Source organism: Streptomyces sp. ADI95-16 (assembly GCF_003721495.1).
Classification (GTDB): Bacteria; Actinomycetota; Actinomycetes; order Streptomycetales; family Streptomycetaceae; genus Streptomyces; species Streptomyces goshikiensis.
This window is the reverse complement of record NZ_CP033581.1, coordinates 1,120,459-1,137,551: the sequence shown is the minus strand read 5'-3', so window position 1 is coordinate 1,137,551 and position 17,093 is coordinate 1,120,459. Positions and strand designations below refer to the sequence as shown.

Below are 17,093 nucleotides of genomic sequence, written 5' to 3'. Positions count from 1 at the left end.
GCTCAGCGGACGCGTTCGGCGATGAGGTCGCCGACGCGCATCGCGTTGGCGATGGCGGTGAGCGAGGGGTTCACGGCGCCGATGCTCGGGAAGAAGGAGGTGTCCACGACGTAGAGGTTGTCGAGGTCGTGCGCCTTGCAGTCGACGTCGAGCGCCGAGCTCCGCGGGTCGGTCCCGAAACGGACGGTGCCCGCCTGGTGGGCGGTGGCGCCGATCGGCATGCCCTTGTGCAGGTAGAGGCTGTGCGGGAGGAGATGGTGCGGATGCATGCCCAGCTTGCCGAGCATCCCCCGCAGCTTGTGCTGCAGCCGCTTCAGCCCTTCGATGTTGTTCTTCTCGTCCAGTGCCAGGTGGATGTCGCCGTTCTCGTCCAGCGTGACGCGGTTCTCCGGCTGGGGCAGGTCCTCGCCGCACAGCCAGAAGTCCACCGCGTGGTGGGCCAGCACCTCGAACGGCATGTCGGGCGAGGCCAGTCCCGCCCAGCGCGGCGCCTCGCCCTTGATCTGGTCCGCGTCGGACTTCCCCAGCATCTGGATGCCGCCGAGCGGGAACTCCCAGTCGTCCGCGCCCAGGTACCAGTCGTTCAGCGCGAGGGTCTTCTGGAACTGCGTGTCGTTCGGCTCGTGTGACACCGCCATCAGGGCCAGGTTGTTGTGCCGCATGTAGTGGCGGCCGACGACGTCCGAGCTGTTGGCCAGCCCGCGGGGGTGCCGCTCGTTCGCGGAACGCAGCAGCAGCGCGGCGGAGTTCACCGCGCCGCAGGCCACCACCACGATGTCGGCGCTGAACCGGGCCTCGGAGCCGTCCTCCAGCTCGGCGACCACCGCGGTGACGGTGCGCCCGGTGCCGTCGGTCTCCAGCTTCCGGACGTTGGCCCCCGTGACCATGTCGACGTTGTCGTGCGTCAGCGCGGGGTCGACGCAGACCACCTGGGAGTCCGCCTTGCCGCGCACCAGGCAGGGGAAGCCGTCCACCCGGTTGCAGCGGATGCACACGCTGTCGTGGGTGGCGCGGCCCTCGGCGTCCTGGGTGAGGTTGACGCCGATGGGCAGGTGGAAGGGGTGCAGGCCCTGGCTCTCCAGGTCGTCGCTGAGCTGCTGGATCCGGGGCTCGTGCAGCACCGGCGGGAGGGCGTACTGGGCGCTGACCGGCCCCTCGCCCGGATCCTCGCCGTGCCGGCCGTGCACGAGGTAGAGGTGCTCCGCCTCCGTGTAGTACGGCTCCAGGTCCTCGTAACGGAGCGGCCAGGCCGGGGAGATGCCGCCGTGGTGGCGCAACTCGCCGAAGTCCTCGGGGCGCAGGCGGAACAGCGCGGCGCCGAAGAACTTGGTGTTGCCGCCGACGTAGTAGTTGACCTCCGGCGGGAAGCGGTCGCCGTGCTTGTCGTACCAGAACTCGGGCGCACGGTACTTGCCCTTGACGAAGACGGCCGTGGACTCCCAGTTGTCGCGCTCCCGCGGGAGGTAGCCGCCGCGCTCCAGGATCAGGACGCGCTTGCCGGTCGGGGCGAGGCGGTGGGCGAGCGTGCCGCCGCCCGCACCGGTTCCGATGACGATGACGTCGTACTGCTGGTTGTCGACCATGGCGGCCACCTCGGTGTCGTTGGTCAGAGGATCGCGATGGGGTTGACGGGCGAGCCGGTGGCCCGGGGGAGCCGCAGCGGTGCCACCACGCAGAAGAACGACCAGCGGCCCTCCTCCTCGCAGAGCGGCACCAGGTCCTCGAACTGGAGGTAGTCCAGCAGGTACAGCCCGAGGGCGTGCACGCCCAGTACGTGGACGGGGAACTCCACGCCGTCCGTCAGGCTCGGGGCCGTGTCGTTGTTGCCGTCGCCGCCCAGGGCGGCCACCCGGCGCTCGGCCAGGAGTTCCATCGCCGCCGGGTGCAGCCCGGCCCGGGTCTCGGCCGCGTTCCAGGGACCGGACTCGGTGCGCCGGCGCCGGTGGCCGACCCGGACGAAGAGCAGATCGCCCTCGCCGACCCTGACGTCCTGGCTCCGCTCGGCGGCCAGCAGGTCGGCGGCGGTGACGTGGTCTCCGGGATCGAGCCAGGGCACCCCGCGCAGGCGCGGGATGTCGAGCAGGACGCCCCTGCCGACGATGCCGTCGCGCGCCAGCTCCACGGACAGCGCGGTGGCGCCGTCCGGGGTGAGCGAGGCCACGGAGACGCCGCCGTGCAGGGTGCCGTTCCAGACGACGTGGCAGAGGGCGTCGAGATGGCTGTCGGCGTCGCCGTGCACGTTCATGCCGAAGTGGTCGGTGGCGAAGTGCAGGCCGACGGCGAGCGCCTCGTCCTCGGAGGGGCCGGTCAGCCGGTGGCCGGCGGGCTGGGGGTTGTCCGGGGCGGACCGGGTCTCGACGGGGGCCGCGAGCGTGACCGTCCGGCCGGAGCGGATCTCGCCCGCGGCCGCCCGGACGCAGGCCGGCGGGATGCGGGCCGGCGAGCCGCCGGCGCCCGTCGCCCGGCGGCGGAGGACGGCGTACAGGGCCTCGAACTCGGCCGGGCTCTGGCGCGGCCCCCGGCCCGGCCGGTTCTCCTGGTCCGTGGACACCTCCGCTCCCGGGTTCACTTCGAGCGTTGCCGGTCGAGGGCCTCGTCCAGGGTGCAGGCCGCGGTGATCAGGGACAGGTGGGTGAACGCCTGAGGGAAGTTGCCGAGTTGCTCGCCGCTGGCGCCCACCTCCTCGGCGAAGAGGCCGACGTGGTTGGCGTACGTGTGCATCTTCTCGAACGTGTACCGGGCCGGCCGCAGCCGCCCGGCCCGCGCCAGCGCGTCCACGTAGAGGAAGGTGCAGAGGCTGAAGGTGCCCTCGGAGCCGCGCAGACCGTCCGGGGAGGCGGCCGGGTCGTACCGGTAGACGAGGCTGTCGGAGACCAGGGTGCGGTCCATCGCGTCCAGGGTGGACAGCCACGACGGGTCACGGGGGCTGATGAACCCCACCCGGGGCATCAGCAGCAGCGACGCGTCGAGCACGTCCTCCCCGCCGTAGTGCTGGACGTACGCCCGGTTCGCCTCGCTCCAGCCGCGCTCCATCACCTGCTCCAGGATGGCGTCGCGGGCCTCGGTCCAGCGGTCGGTGTCGGCGGGCCGGCTGAATTCGGAGGCCAGCCGCAGGCCGCGGTCGAAGGCGGACCAGCACATGACCCGGCTGTACGTGAAGTCCTTGCGGCCGCCGCGCGTCTCCCAGATGCCCTCGTCGGGGCGGTCCCAGGAGTCGGCCAGCCAGTCGAGGGTGTTGGACAGCACCTTCCAGCCCCGGTAGCCGGTCTGTACGGCGACCTCGCGGCCCGCCGACAGCGCGTAGAGCGCCTCGCCGTAGATGTCCAGCTGAAGCTGGTCCGCGGCGGCGTTGCCGAGGCGGACCGGGGCGGAGCCGCGGTAGCCCTCCAGGTGCCCGAGGACCTCCTCGCCGAGCAGGGGTTCCCCGTCGACCCGGTACATGATCTGGAGCGGCTCGCCGGGCTTGCCCGCGCTCTCGCGCAGCCGGTCGCCGAGCCAGCGCGTGAAGGCGGTGGCCTCTTCGACGTAGCCGAGGTCGAGCAGGGACCGGACGGAGAGCGATCCGTCCCGCACCCAGGTGTAGCGGTAGTCCCAGTTGCGTTCGCCGCCGACCTGTTCGGGCAGGCCCATGGTGGCCGCGGCGACCGGAGCGCCGGTGGGCGCGTAGGTGAGCAGCTTCAGGGTGATGGCGGAGCGGTTGACCATGTCGTGCCAGCGGCCCCGGTAGTTGGAGCCGCGGACCCAGGTCTGCCAGAAGTCGACCGCGGCCCAGAGCTGCCCGGTGACGCCGTCGACGGTGAGCGGAGCCGGGGGTGCGTTGTCCTTTCCGCAGACGGTGAGCACCGCGGCCGCCGATTCCCCGACGCGCAGCGTGACCGAGCCGCGCAGGTCGTCGCCGTCGCGTTCCAGGGGGAAGGTGCTCTGGAGGAACGCGGTCGCGCCCGGTGCCCGGAAGGTGGCGTCGGCGCCGCTCAGGTCGAGGGTGTGGGTGGCCCGGCCGTAGTCGAACCGGGGGCGGCACTCCAGGTCGAAGCGCACGGTGCCCCGCACGGTGCGTACGGCCCGGAGCAGGGTGTGCCGGTCGGCCGGGGTGCGGCCGGTGTTGGGCGGCATCCAGTCGATCACCTCGCCGACGCCGTCGGGCGACATGAACCGGGTGACCAGGAGGGCCGTGTCCGGATAGTAGAGCTGCTTGCAGCTGGCGTCCGGATCGTCGGGGCCGAGGCGGAAGTACCCGCCCCGGTCGTGGTCGAGCAGTGCGGCGAAGATGCTGGGCGAGTCGAAGCGGGGTGCGGCGAACCAGTCCACCACCCCTCGGGAGGTCACCAGTGCGGCCGTCTGAAGGTCCCCTATCAGGCCGTGCTCGGCTATGGGCGGGTAGCGTTCCATGAGCGTCCCCAGATGAGAGAGATCCTTACGACTCACTATCTGTCAGGAACCCCCGATGTGCCTGTTGCGCCGGTTGGTGGGCGGCTGACCTGCGCTAATCGTCCCGGTGGGAATGGCGGGCCCACGGGTGGCGCAGCCGGATCCAGATGTCCCGGGCCTGCCGTCCGGCAGCCGTCCGGCTGTGGGCCACCAGCCGCTCCGCCTCCCCGGGCGTCTCGACCATCGGCCCCGAGCCCCGCAGCGGCTTGCCGGCGGTCTCGTGGAGGAACAGCGTCGACACGAACCCGATGACGCCCGCGGCCATCAGGTAGTACGCCGGGACCATGTCGTTGCCCGTGGCCTCCACGAGCGCCGAGGTGAACAGCGGCGTCGTCCCTCCGAAGAGCGAGACGGAGATGTTGAAGGCGATCGACAGGGCGCCGTAGCGCAGCCGCGTGGGGAAGAGGGCCGGCAGGGTGGACGCGGCCGTACCGGCGAAGCAGACCAGCAGCAGGCCGAGGACGGCGCAGCCCACCGCGGGCAGCAGGATGCCGCCCTCGCGGATGAGCAGGAAGGCCGGGACGGCCAGGAGGATCATGGCGACGCTTCCCGTGAGGAAGACCGGCCGGCGGCCCCAGCGGTCGGAGGTGTGGCCCACCGCCGTGATCGTCAGGACCACCAGCAGCATGGTGGCGAGCACCAGGAGCTGCGCCGTGGTGTCGTTCTGGCCGAGGGTCACCGTCATGTACGTCGGCAGGTACGAGGTCACCATGTAGTTGGTGACGTTGTAGAGCAGGACCAGCCCCATGCAGATGAGCACCGCGTGCCAGTGGCGGGTGAAGATCTCCTTGAGGTGTCCCCGGCCGCTCTCGCCGGCCCCCTCGGAGCCCGGCTGCTCGGCCTTCCCCTCCGACGCCGCGTAGGCGGCCTCCTTCTTGAACGCCGGGGTCTCCTCCAGCTTCATCCGCATGTACAGGCCGATCAGACCCAGCGGTCCCGCGATGAAGAAGGGGATGCGCCAGCCCCAGTCCTGCAGCCCCTGCTCGCCCAGTACGAGCGTCAGGACGGTGACGAGGCCGGATCCCAGGGCGTAGCCGACGAAGGTGCCGAAGTCGAGCCAGCTGCCGAGGAACCCCCGGCGCTTGTCGGGGGCGTACTCGGCTATGTAGGTGGTGGCGCCGGCGTACTCACCGCCGGTCGAGAACCCCTGGAACAGCCGGCAGACGAGGAGGAGCAGGGGCGCGAGGAAGCCGACGGCGGCGTAGGTGGGCAGGAATCCGACGGCGAAGGTGCTCGCCGCCATCATGATCATGGTGGCTGCGAGCACCTTCTGCCGGCCGATACGGTCGCCCAGCGGTCCGAAGACCAGTCCGCCGAGCGGGCGGACCAGGAAGGCCGCGGCGAAGGTGGCGAAGGCGGCGACCACCTGGGCGCCGGGGGAGCTCGACGGGAAGAAGACCTTGCCCATCGTCCCGGCCAGATAGGCGTACACACCGAAGTCGAACCACTCCATGGTGTTGCCCAGCGCGGCGGCGGTCACGGCGCGGCGCACCTGCGGCCGGTCCGAGACCGTCACGTCGCCGCTGCTGAGGGCCTTCTTGCGGCGGCGGAGCAGCGTGCGCAGCATCCGGTCCGTCGCCGGATGGCCGCGGCGCGGGGGCGGCGGGCGGCGCGATGGTCCTGCCATGGTGACGCCCTCTCTGCCTGGTCCGCGGCGGTCGCGTCGATCCCTGATTCTCCGTCCGCCGCGCGGATCCGGCATCCCGGCAGGGCCCGTCCGCATGAGGACCGACGGGGCCCGCTGGTCCGCCAGTGGCTCAGGAACCCGCCGGGCCGGGGCCGTGGGCGGCCGCGCGCCGGGACGCCGCGGCGTCCGTCACGTCGAGGAACACCTGGTCCAGCTCGGGCCAGCGGGCCTTCAGCTCAGCCCGGATGCGGACCATCGCGTCCTCGACGGTCTCGCTGTCGTACCCGGCCGTCAGGTCGACGGACGCGGCCAGCAGCGCCGAGTCCGGCCCCAGGCGCATCGTGAGCAGCGAGGTGACCGAGTCGATCTCCGGCTGCCGCCGCAGCAGCTCCTTCACCGCGCGTTGCAGCGCGGGATCGGCCGCCTCGCCGATCAGCTGGGCCCGGGCCCCCTTGCCGAGCACGTACGCCACGTAGACCAGCAGGACGCCGATCAGGATGGAGGCGGCCGCCTCGTACGCCACCTGCCCGGTCGCCATGTGGAGGGCCATCCCGGCCATCGCCAGCAGCACGCCCGCGCAGGCCGTGCTGTCCTCCGCCAGGACGGTCCGCAGCGCGGGGTCGCGCCCTTCCCGGATCTCCTCGGCCGTACTGCGCCCGGCGGCCGCCGCCGCGCCGCGGACCTGACGGACCGCGCGGACCAGGGAGGCGCCCTCGGCGAGCAGCGCCACGAAGAGCACGGCCAGGCCGATCAGATAGCCGTCGTGGGATTCGGACGCGCCGGAGCGGAAGGCCTCGATGCCCTGGAACACCGAGAAGCAGCCTCCGGTGACGAAGATGCCCACCGCGGCGAGCAGGGACCAGAAGAAGCGCTCCTTGCCGTAGCCGAAGGGGTGCCGTCGGTCGGCCGGGCGCCGGCTGCGCTTGACCGAGGCCAGCAGGAACACCTCGTTGAGGCTGTCGGCCACCGAGTGGGCGGCCTCGGACAGCAGCGCGGGGGAGGCGGCGACGATGCCGCCGATGCCCTTGGCCACGCAGATGACCAGGTTGGCCGCGAGGGCCACCCACACCGTGAAACGGGTCTCGGTGTCCCGTTCGGCCGGGGTCGGCCCGGACCTGGTTCGCTCGGGCTGGACGCGCTCGGGCTGGGACATGCACCCTCCGTGGGCCGGAACCGTACGGGATCCCTGGTGGGCCACCCCTACCCCCGCGCCTGCCCCTGGCCCGGCCGCCCAAGCAGGCGGGTTCGGGCGGGGCCGGCCCTTTCCCCCGCCGAGGGGGGTGATCATGACGTATCCGGGTAGCCCCAGAACGTGATCACGGTTGGCGTCGAAGAAGAGTACTTGCTGGTGGACCCGGACACCGGGGTCCCCGCACCGCTCGTGGAGGACGTACGCCGCACGGCCGGCCTCGGGCCGCTCGCCGAGCGCGGCGAGGTCCAGGACGAGCTGCTCCAGGCCCAGGTGGAAGTGGCCACCCCGGTGTGTTCGAGCCTGGAGGAGGTCGGGGGCCACCTGCTGCGCCTGCGCCACGCGATGGCCTCGGCGGCAGAGGCGAACGGCTGCCGGATCGCCGCCACCGGCGCCGCGCCGGTCCGGGGCCCCAGCCCCGTACCGGTGACTCCGACACCGCGCTACCTGAGGATGGAGGGGGACGCCCGGCAACTGGTCGACGAGCACCTGATCTGCGGGATGCACGTGCACGTGGCGGTCCCCGACCCCGAGACCGGTGTGGCGGTGCTGAACCGGATCCGGGGCCGGCTCCCGACGCTGCTCGCCATGTCGGCCAACTCGCCCGTGTGGGACGGGCAGGACACCGGCTTCGCGAGCTGGCGGACCATCGTGTTCGGCCGCTGGCCCGTCAGCGGACCCCCGCCGCGCTTCGCGGGGCACCCCGACTACGAACAGCGCCTGGAGGCGCTGGTGGCGTCCGGGGTGATCCCCGACCGGCGCCAGGTGTACTGGCAGGCCCGGCTCTCCGACCGCTACCCCACCGTCGAGGTGCGGTGCTCCGACGTGCAACTGCGGGCCGACGACGCGGTCATGCTCGCCGGGATCGTCCGCGCCCTGGTCGCCACGGCCATCGCCGAGGAGAAGGCGGGCGTCCCGGTGCCCCCGTGCGCGCCGGAGCTGGTGCGCGCGGGCACCTGGCACGCCGCCCGGTACGGCCTGAACAGCACCCTGCTGGATCCGCGGGGCCACCCGCACACCAGCGGCGACGTGCTGTGCTCGCTGCTGCTCCACATCACGCCGGCCCTGGAGGAGGCGGGCGACTTCCGGCAGGTGAGCGCGCTCGTCCACCGGCTCCTGCGGGAGGGCACCCCCGCCGACCGGCAGCGCCGCGCCCTGACGGAGGGCGGGCTGCCGGGGCTGCTCGGCCTGATCACCGGGGCGACCGCGTCCGACTGAGGTGAGCGCCGCCCGGGGCCCCGGGTCCGGGGCCCCGGGTCCGGGGGTCAGCCGAGGTGCGCGGTGGGCCTGCCGTCCACGTAGGTCTCCACTACCTCGATGTCCCCGATCCGTGAGGTCTCCACCCGGCACGGATCGTCGCCCAGCACCACCAGGTCGGCCCGCTTGCCCGGGCTCAGGCTGCCCGCGTCGTCCTCCCAGTGGCAGGCGAAGGCGCCGGCGGCGGTGTACGCGTACAGCGCCTCCTCCACGGTGATCGCCTCGGCCGGGCCGATCGGCTGTCCCGAGTCGGAGGCCCGCTCCACCATGAACTGGACGGCGCGCAGCGGGGAGCCGTCGGCCGGGTGGGCGGCGACCGGGCGCAGGGTGTCCCCGGCGGCCATCAGCTGCACGCGCAGCGGCAGTCGGCCCCGGTCGCGCAGCAGCTGGTACGCACCCGCCTCGACCGGGCTGTGGCCGAGCAGCCCGCCGCCGATGCCGGCCTCGGCGCAGGCGGTGATGCCCTCGGCCAGGCACTGCCGCCCGGCGCGCTCGATCGCGTCGGCCAGCTCCTCCTGGGAGTACGGCAGCCGCAGCCGCCGGGCGGCGGTCATGGCGCTCTCGGCGAGGAAGCCCTGCCCGGCGGCGGCCTGGGCGGGGAGCAGGTCCAGGACGGCGCTGTTGACCACGCAGCCGTGCCCCGAGTCGTGGATCATGAACACCTTGCGGCCGTCACTGACCTTGTCCAGCTCCGCGGCGGTCAGGTGCCGGCCCAGCGCCCGCTGGTCGTATCCGGCGAGGTCCACCCAGGCGCCGTCCGGTTCGTCCGCGACGGCCCGGGCCACCACGGCCAGGATGTCCTCGGCCCGGGTGCAGGGGGCCACGCTCGGGGTGGCCGCCTTCAGGCCCGTCCAGGCGAGGTGGACGTGGCTGTCGATGAACCCCGGGAGCACGGTGGCGCCCTGGAGGTCGACGACCTCGCGGGCGGGCAGCCCCGTGACGGCCCCGTCGAGCCCGACGACGCGGCCGCGCCAGATGCCGAGGTCACGGGCGACGGGGTGGGCGGGGTCCATGGTGATGACGTGCGCGTTGGTCAGCCGCGTGTCGAGCATGGGCGTCGGGTCCTCAGGGTGTGTGTGCCACGGATTGCGGATTCACCTGGTGCCCCGGGCCCGCGAAGTGGCGGGTGCGGGCGGTGGGGATCATCAGCGGGGTACCGGTCTCCGGGTCCTCGATGATCCGGCAGGGCAGGCCGAAGACCTCCTGGACCAGCTCGGCCGTCATGACCGTCGAGGGGTCCCCCTCGGCGGCGATCGTGCCGCCGGGTTTCATGACCACCAGGTGACTGGCGTACCGGCAGGCCTGGTTGAGGTCGTGCAGCACGGCGACGATGGTGTGCCCGCGGCGCTCGTGCAGGTCGGCGCAGAGGTTGAGGACCTCCACCTGGTGGGCGATGTCCAGGTAGGTGGTCGGCTCGTCCAGCAGCAGTACGGAGGTCTGCTGGGCGAGCACCATGGACAGCCAGACGCGCTGGCGCTGGCCGCCGGAGAGGTCGTCCACGGGGCGGTCCGCGAGCTCCAGTACGCCGGTCTGCCCCATGGCCTCGACGACGGCGGCCTCGTCCTGCGGCGACCACTGCTTGAGCATCCGCTGGTGCGGGTAGCGGCCGCGGGCCACCAGGTCCCCGACCGTGATGCCGTCCGGCGCGGTGGAGGTCTGCGGGAGCAGGCCGAGCCTGCGGGCGACCTCGCGGGAGCGGTAGGAGGAGATCGCCGCCCCGTCCAGGTAGACCTCGCCCGCCTTGGGCTTCAGCATCCGGGCGAGCGCCTTGAGGAGGGTGGACTTGCCGCACGCGTTGGGGCCGATGATCACGGTGAAGGAGCGGTCGGGGATGACGACCCCGAGGCCGGTGGCCACGGTGCGTTGCTCGTAGCAGAGGGTCAGGCCCTCGGCCCGCAGCCGGGCCGTCGGGGCCGGTCCTTCCTCCGGTGGCGGGGAGGCGTCCGGAGCGCTCGTACGTGTCATGCGCGGCTCTTTCGCGACTCGGTGACCAGCAGCCAGATGAGGTAGAGCCCTCCGATGGTGCCGGTCGCCGTACCGACCGGCAGGAGGGCGGGGGAGAAGACGCGCTGCACCACGAGGTCGCTCACGGCCAGCAGGACGGCGCCCATCAGGGCGGCCGGAACCAGCCCGGACCCCGAGGAGCGGATCAGCTTGCGGGAGAGCTGGGGCGCCGCCAGCGCGATGAACCAGATCGGTCCGGTCACCGCGGTGGCGAACGCGGCCAGCGCCACGCTGATCAGGAGGAGGGCGGTGCGGCTGCGGGCCACGTCCACGCCGAGGGCCATCGCCGTGTCGTCCCCCATCTCCACCATGGTCAGCCGGCCGCCGAGGAGCAGGGCGGGCGGCAGCAGGACCGCCACCGCGAGCCCGACCGCCGTGGCGTGCTCCCAGGTGCGGTTGCCCAGGCTGCCGATCAGCCAGGCCTGCGCCTCCAGTGCCTCCTGCCAGGAGGCCCGGGTGATCAGGTACGAGTTGACGGCGAGCAGCAGCGCGCTGACGCCGATGCCCATGACGACGAGGCGGAACCCCTGGACGCCCCCGCCGAACACCAGGAGGTAGACCGCGAGGGCGGTGCCCAGTCCGCCGATCAGGGCGCCGAGGACGATCTGGGTCATGCTGCCGTGCAGGACGACGATGACGACGAGCGCGCCGGTCGCCGAACCGTTGGTGAAGCCGATGATGTCCGGGCTGCCCAGCGGGTTGCGCGTCAGGCTCTGTAGGACGGCCCCGCTCACGGACAGGGCGGCGCCGACGCACAGGGCGGTCACCAGGCGGGGCATGCGCAGGGTGTTGACGATGAAGTCGGCGCCGCCGGAGCCCTTGCCGGCCAGGGCCCGGAGCACCTCGGGGACCGGGAGGGCGAAGTCGCCGGTGGTCAGCGAGACCAGCATGACCGCCACCAGTACGACGGCCAACGCCGCGGTGACGGCCAGCGAACGGCTGTGGAAGCGCAGGGAGACACCGCCCCGGCGGCTGCGTACGACCCGGCCGGTGACCGCCCGGGGACGGGCGCCGGGCCGGTCGGCCGGGGCGGGCGGGGCGGAGGTCTTCGCCTCCGGAACCGGGCTCACAGCATGACCAGCTTCCGGCGGCGGCACAGGACGAGGAAGAGCGGCGCCCCGATGAACGCGGTGACGATGCCCACCTGTACCTCCCCGGGCGCCCCGAGCACCCGGCCCAGCACGTCCGAGCCGATCAGCAGGACCGGCGCCAGCAGCATCGAGTACGCCATCACCCAGCGCTGGTCGGGGCCCACCACGAAGCGCGCCACGTGCGGGACCACCAGGCCGACGAAGCCGATCGGCCCTGCGGCGGCGGTCGCGGCCCCGCACAGCAGCATCACGGAGACGACCCCGAGGACCCGGGTGCGGCCGATGTTCACCCCCAGGGCCTTGCCCAGCTGTTCGCCCATGGCGAGGGCGTTGAGGGAGGGGGCCAGCAGCAGCGCGACGACCAGCCCGGTCACGACGAAGGGCGCGATCACCCACACCACGTCCATCCGGCGGCCGGCGAGCGCGCCCACCGTCCAGAAGCGGAACTGGTTGAAGGCCCGGGGATCGAGCAGCAGGACGGCGGAGTTGAAGGCGTACAGCACCGCGGTCACCGCCGCCCCGGCGACCACCAGCCGGTCGGGGGTGGCCAGTTTGCGGCCCGCCGAGCCCAGCAGGTAGACGGCGACCGAGGCGAGGGCGGCTCCCGCGAAGGCGAACCAGACGTAGCCGAGGGCCGTTCCGACGCCGAGGAAGGCGATGGCCACCACCACGCCCGTCGAGGCCCCGAGGCTCACGCCCAACAGGCCCGGATCGGCGAGCGGGTTGCGGGTCAGGGCCTGCATGAGGGCGCCCGACAGGCCGAGGGCGATGCCCACCAGCAGGCCGAGCACGGTCCGCGGGATCCGGTAGCTGTGGATGATCACGGAGGTCTGTGACCCGTCGGGGTTCCACAGCACGCTCCAGGTGGAGGTGAACGGGATGTCCCGGGTGCCCAGCCAGACGCTGAGCAAGGAGATCAGGATGAGCGCGGCGAGGGCGAGGAGCAGGCCCGCGCCGCGCAGGGCGGTCACGGCGGTCCTGCGCGGGGCCGGGGCGGCCGGCTCCGCGGCGCCACTCCCGGCCGTCGCCCGGGTCTCGACCGACAACACGGCTCCCCTCGGCGACCTTTGGTTCGCGAAGCGATAACTTAGGTGAGGCTAACCGAATGAACCGGACAGGGTCAACGGCCTTGCGGACCTGGGAAGTCCAAGCGGTGATGTGGATTCGCACCCGGTCCGGAGTCTTGAACATTAGAGTAGCCTTACCTAAGTAGAGGCCACTTCGGAGGTCCCGCATGGCTGAGGGAAGTCCCCCCGCAGGCTCCGTCCTCCGGCGCGCGATCAGCGGGCAGCGGCGCCGGGTCGCCGCCGCCTCGCTCCTCGGTACGACACACCAGGCGTGCGAGGCCATGGTGCCCGTCGTCATCGGCGTCATCATCGACCAGGCCGTGGCCACCGGATCCACCACCGCGCTCCTGCGCTGGCTGGGGATCCTCGCCGCGCTGTTCCTCCTCCTGTCCACCTGCTACCGCACCGCGGCCCGCATCACCGACGGCTCCGGCGAACTCGCCGCCCACCGCCTGCGCACCGAACTCGCCGCCCGGGTCCTCGACCCCCGCGGCGGCGCCGACGCCGGCCGGCTCCCCGGCGCGCTCACCGCCATGGCCACCGGCGACGCCGCCCGGGTGGGAGCCGTGGTCGCCGCGCTCCCGTACTTCATCGCCGCCCTCGCCGGACTCGCCGTCAGCGCCGTCGCCCTGCTGCGCGTCTCGGTCCCCCTCGGCCTGCTCATCCTGCTCGGAGTGCCCCCGCTGCTCTGGCTCGGACACCGCATCAGCCTTCCGCTGGAGCGGCGCAGCGAGGCCGAACAGGAGCGGGCCGCGCACGCGTCCGGAGTCGCCGCCGACCTCGTCGCCGGACTGCGCGTGCTCAAGGGCATCGGCGCCGAACAGGCCGCGGTGGCCCGCTACCGCCGCACCAGCCAGGACTCCCTCGCGGCCGCCCTGCGCGCCGCGCGCAGCCGCTCCCGGCACGACGGCGCGATCCTCTCCCTGACCGGAGTCTTCATCGCCGTCATCGGCCTGGTCGGCGCCCGCCTGGCGATGGACGGCTCCCTCAGCGTCGGCGAACTCGTCGCGGCCGTGGGCCTGGCCCAGTTCCTCCTCGGGCCGTTCCAGCTCCTGACCTACGTCAGCGGCGAGTTCGCCCAGGGCCGTGCCTCCGCCGAGCGGATCGGCGAGGTGCTCGCCTGCGCACCCGCCGTGCCCGCCGGAACCGCCGCCCTGACCCGCCCGGTCACCGGAGGACTGCGGCTGCGCGGACTCTCCTACGGCGCCCTGCGCGGGATCGACCTCGACATCGCGGAGGGCAGCCTGGTCGGCGTCGTCTCCCCGGACCCGGCCGCCGCCACCGACCTGCTGATGTGCCTGGGACGCGAGAGCGACCCCGACGAAGGCGCCGTCGAGCTCGGCGGGATCGCCCTCTCCCGCCTCGACCCCGACGCCGTACGGCACGCCATCCTCGTCGCCCACCACGACGCCGACCTCTTCGAGGCCACCCTGCTGGACAACGTACGGGCCGGAACGGACACTCCGGAAGCGGACCTCGCACCCGTACTCACCGCCTCCACCACCGACGACGTGGCCCGCGCCCTCCCCCACGGCGTGCACACCCCGCTCGGCGAACGCGGCCGCTCCCTCTCGGGCGGACAGCGCCAACGGGTCGCGCTGGCCAGGGCGCTGGCCGCCGACCCGCACGTCCTGGTGGTGCACGACCCGACCACCGCGGTGGACACCGTCACCGAATCGCTGATCGCCGGCCGGCTGCGCGAGCTGCGGCGGGGCCGCACCACCCTCCTCGTCACCACCAGCCCGGCGCTGCTCGCCGTCACCGACCGGGTCGTCGTCATCGGCGACGGCGCCGTCACCGCCGACGGCCGCCACCGGGAACTCGTCACCTCCGACGCGGCCTACCGCTCGGTGGTGCTCGTATGAACCCGACGACGGAACCCGGAGCCGCCGCTACCGATACCGCTGCCGCCGGGCCGGCCGGTGACGCCGGCGAGCGCGCCATCCTGCCCGTCGCCACCGGAGCGCAGACCCTCGCCGCCGTCGGGGAACTGCTGCGCGGCCGCCGCCTCCAGGCCCTCACCGCCGCCGCCGTCCTGATCCTCGGCACCGGCATCGGCCTGCTCACCGCCCCGCTCCTCGGCCGCATGGTCGACCTGGTGGCCGGGCACCGGGGCACCGCCTCCCTGACCCTCCCGATGATCCTCCTCGTCGCCGTGGCCGTCGGCCGCGGCGTCGCCACCGCCATCGGCGGCTCGCTCGTCGCCCGCCTCGGCGAGACCGTCCTCGCGGGACTGCGCGAGCGATTCGTCGAACGGGCCCTGAACCTCCCGCTGGAACGCGTGGAACAGGCCGGTTCGGGCGACCTGACCTCCCGGGTGACCGGCGACGTCACCCTCATCACCCGGGTCGTGCGCCACGCCCTCCCCGAGTTCACCACCGCCCTGCTCACCATCGCGCTGACCCTCCTCGGACTCGCCGTGCTCGACTGGCGGTTCCTGCTCGCGGTCCTGCCGGCCGTCCCCGTCCACGTCCTCACCGTCCGCTGGTACATCCCGCGCGCGGTCCCCGTGTACGCCGCGCACCGGGTGGCGAACGGGGCGCTCCAGCACCAGCTCCTCGACAGCGTCGGCGGCGTCCGCACCGTCCGGGCGTTCCGCCTGACCGACCGGCACACCAGGCTCCTGGAGGAGCGCTCGCGGGAGGCCGTCGAGCTGGCCCTGCGCGGGATCCGGCTGGTCTCCGGGTTCTTCTCCCGCCTCAACCTCGCCGAGTTCATCGGACTCGCCGCCATCCTGGTCACCGGTTTCCTGCTGGTCGGCGACGGGTCGGTGAGCATCGGCACCGCGACCGCCGCCGCGCTGTACTTCCACAGCCTCTTCAACCCCGTCAACGCGGCCCTGTTCCTCATCGACGACGCCCAGTCCGCCGGGGCCGGCCTCGCCCGGCTCGTCGGCGTCAGCGCCCTGCCCGCCGAACCGGGCCCGACCGGGGCCGCCGAACCGGCCGACGCCTCCGTACGGGTGCGGGCGCTCAGCCACGCCTACACGCCCGGACACCCGGTGCTGAGCGAGGTCGACCTGGAGGTGCGCGCCGGGGAACGGGTGGCCCTGGTCGGCGCCAGCGGGGCCGGCAAGACCACCCTGGCGAAGCTGATCGCCGGGGTCCACCGGCCGGCCGGCGGCTCCGTCGAGCTCGGTGGGGCCGACACCCGCGCGCTCGGCCCGGCGGGCGTACGGCGGACCGTGACCCTGATCAGCCAGGAGGTCCACGTCTTCGCCGGGCCCCTGGCCGAAGACCTGAGGCTGGCCCGACCCGGGGCGAGCGACGCCGAGATCACCGCCGCGCTCGCCCGGGTCGACGCCCTCGCCTGGGTGGAGGCGCTGCCGGAGGGGGCCGCCACCGTGGTCGGCGAGGGCGGGCACCGGCTCACGGTGACCCAGGCCCAGCAACTGGCCCTGGCCCGCCTGGTGCTCGCCGATCCGCCGGTGGCGATCCTGGACGAGGCCACCGCCGACGCCGGGAGCGCCGGCGCCCGCACCCTGGAAGCGGCCGCGCTGCGCGCCCTGGAGGGGCGGACCGGCCTGCTGGTCGCCCACCGCCTCCCGCAGGCGGCGACCGCCGACCGGATCGTCGTCCTGGACCGGGGGAGGGTCGTCGAGACCGGCACGCACGCCGAACTCGTCGCCGCGGGAGGCCGGTACGCGGCCCTCTGGGCGGCCTGGTCGGACAGCCGCCGCCCCGCCCCGGCGCGGGGCGCGGTCCCTCGGCCCCGCCCGAGCGGGGGCGAGGCCTGAGAAGCGGCCGGGCCGTCGTCACGCCACCAGGCGCAGCCAGGCCGCCGCGAGTGCGGCGTGACCGGCCGGTGTCGGGTGGACGCCGTCCGCGGCCCAGTGCTCCGGCCCGGCCGTCGCGGAGAGCCCGGCGAACATGCCGTCGGCGGCGAGGAGGTGCGCGCCGTACCTGCGGGCGAGCCCGCGCACGACCTGGATCTTCGGGTCCAGGTCGGTGCGCCATTCCTCCCGCTCCGCCGGTCCGACGCGTACGGCGCCGCCGCCGGCCTCGACGACGCCGTGGATCGGCAGGAGGAACGGCTCGATGAGGATCAGCCGGGTACCCGCCTCGGCGAGGGGGGCGAGCAGGCGGTCGTAGCCCGCTTCGAACTCCTCGGCGGATATCACGTGCCCCTTCGGGTCCAGCGTGTGCCAGCCCATGTCGTTGACCCCGACGAGGACCGACACCACGTCCGGGCGGGCATCGAGTACGTCCGTCCGCCAGCGGGCTTCGAGGTCCCGCACCTTGTTGCCCCCGATCCCGGTGTTCAGCCAGGTCACCGGCCGGTCCGGGTACCGCAGGCCCCACTCGCCCGCGACGCGCAGCGGGTAGCCGAAGCCGAGACCGTCCTCGCTCTCCAGCCGTTGGCAGTCGGTGATCGAATCGCCGGTGAACATCACGGTGCTCCCCGGGCGGATCGAGATCGTCATGTGCGCT

At 73.4% G+C, this 17,093-nt stretch carries 13 protein-coding genes; 3 read left to right on the top strand and 10 right to left on the bottom strand.

All coding sequences use genetic code 11. The features are described from left to right. Positions 1-2 precede the first annotated feature (2 nt). The 5 genes from EES41_RS04600 to EES41_RS04580 form a co-directional block, all read right to left on the bottom strand. Positions 3-1,583 (bottom strand): GMC oxidoreductase, encoded by a 1,581-nt coding sequence (locus EES41_RS04600; RefSeq protein ID WP_123075877.1) that lies wholly within the window; start codon positions 1,581-1,583, stop codon positions 3-5. 23 nt (positions 1,584-1,606) lie between these two features. Next, a complete protein-coding gene (locus tag EES41_RS04595; RefSeq protein WP_123075875.1) occupies positions 1,607-2,551 on the bottom strand; it encodes a cyclase family protein in 945 nt (314 codons plus the stop codon). 14 nt (positions 2,552-2,565) lie between these two features. Continuing rightward, complete coding sequence (locus EES41_RS04590; RefSeq protein ID WP_123075873.1) at positions 2,566-4,389, bottom strand: glycoside hydrolase family 15 protein; 1,824 nt, start codon at positions 4,387-4,389, stop codon at positions 2,566-2,568. Positions 4,390-4,483: 94 nt separating this feature from the next. After that, positions 4,484-5,995, bottom strand: coding sequence for a glycine betaine/L-proline transporter ProP (gene proP / locus EES41_RS04585; protein WP_123075871.1), 1,512 nt, complete (start codon positions 5,993-5,995; stop codon positions 4,484-4,486). Between the two features lie 190 nt (positions 5,996-6,185). After that, positions 6,186-7,208: a cation diffusion facilitator family transporter gene (locus EES41_RS04580; protein ID WP_123075869.1), complete on the bottom strand. Its 1,023-nt coding sequence runs from the start codon at positions 7,206-7,208 to the stop codon at positions 6,186-6,188. A gap of 159 nt (positions 7,209-7,367) precedes the next feature. Here EES41_RS04580 and EES41_RS04575 point away from each other — a divergent pair, with 159 nt between their 5' ends. Beyond that, on the top strand, positions 7,368-8,462 hold the full coding sequence (locus EES41_RS04575; protein ID WP_123075867.1) for a glutamate--cysteine ligase: 1,095 nt from the start codon (positions 7,368-7,370) through the stop codon (positions 8,460-8,462). Positions 8,463-8,509: 47 nt separating this feature from the next. Here EES41_RS04575 and EES41_RS04570 read toward each other — a convergent pair whose 3' ends face one another. From EES41_RS04570 to EES41_RS04555, 4 genes are read right to left on the bottom strand one after another with little or no spacing between them, the layout of a single operon-like run. After that, positions 8,510-9,553 carry an amidohydrolase gene (locus EES41_RS04570; RefSeq protein ID WP_123075865.1) on the bottom strand — a complete coding sequence of 348 codons (1,044 nt, stop codon included), beginning with the start codon at positions 9,551-9,553 and terminating at the stop codon, positions 8,510-8,512. Between the two features lie 13 nt (positions 9,554-9,566). Further along, a complete protein-coding gene (locus tag EES41_RS04565; protein WP_123075863.1) occupies positions 9,567-10,466 on the bottom strand; it encodes an ABC transporter ATP-binding protein in 900 nt (299 codons plus the stop codon). Further along, entirely contained in the window at positions 10,463-11,575 is a 1,113-nt protein-coding gene (locus EES41_RS04560; RefSeq protein ID WP_123075861.1) for an iron chelate uptake ABC transporter family permease subunit, read from the bottom strand. Before EES41_RS04560 ends, EES41_RS04565 begins: the two co-directional genes overlap by 4 nt. Then, on the bottom strand, positions 11,572-12,642 hold the full coding sequence (locus EES41_RS04555; RefSeq protein ID WP_214348162.1) for an iron ABC transporter permease: 1,071 nt from the start codon (positions 12,640-12,642) through the stop codon (positions 11,572-11,574). The genes EES41_RS04560 and EES41_RS04555 overlap by 4 nt, the downstream gene beginning before the upstream one ends. Before the next feature lie 188 nt (positions 12,643-12,830). Between EES41_RS04555 and EES41_RS04550 the strand changes: the two genes are divergently transcribed. Next, the gene (locus EES41_RS04550; RefSeq protein ID WP_123075859.1) at positions 12,831-14,528 is read left to right on the top strand and encodes an ABC transporter ATP-binding protein; all 1,698 of its coding nucleotides are present in this window, start codon (positions 12,831-12,833) and stop codon (positions 14,526-14,528) included. Further along, on the top strand, positions 14,525-16,399 hold the full coding sequence (locus EES41_RS04545; protein ID WP_123075857.1) for an ABC transporter ATP-binding protein: 1,875 nt from the start codon (positions 14,525-14,527) through the stop codon (positions 16,397-16,399). Before EES41_RS04550 ends, EES41_RS04545 begins: the two co-directional genes overlap by 4 nt. A gap of 18 nt (positions 16,400-16,417) precedes the next feature. Here the strand turns inward: EES41_RS04545 and EES41_RS04540 are convergent, their stop codons facing one another. Then, complete coding sequence (locus EES41_RS04540; protein ID WP_123075855.1) at positions 16,418-17,086, bottom strand: SGNH/GDSL hydrolase family protein; 669 nt, start codon at positions 17,084-17,086, stop codon at positions 16,418-16,420. Positions 17,087-17,093: the final 7 nt, after the last annotated feature.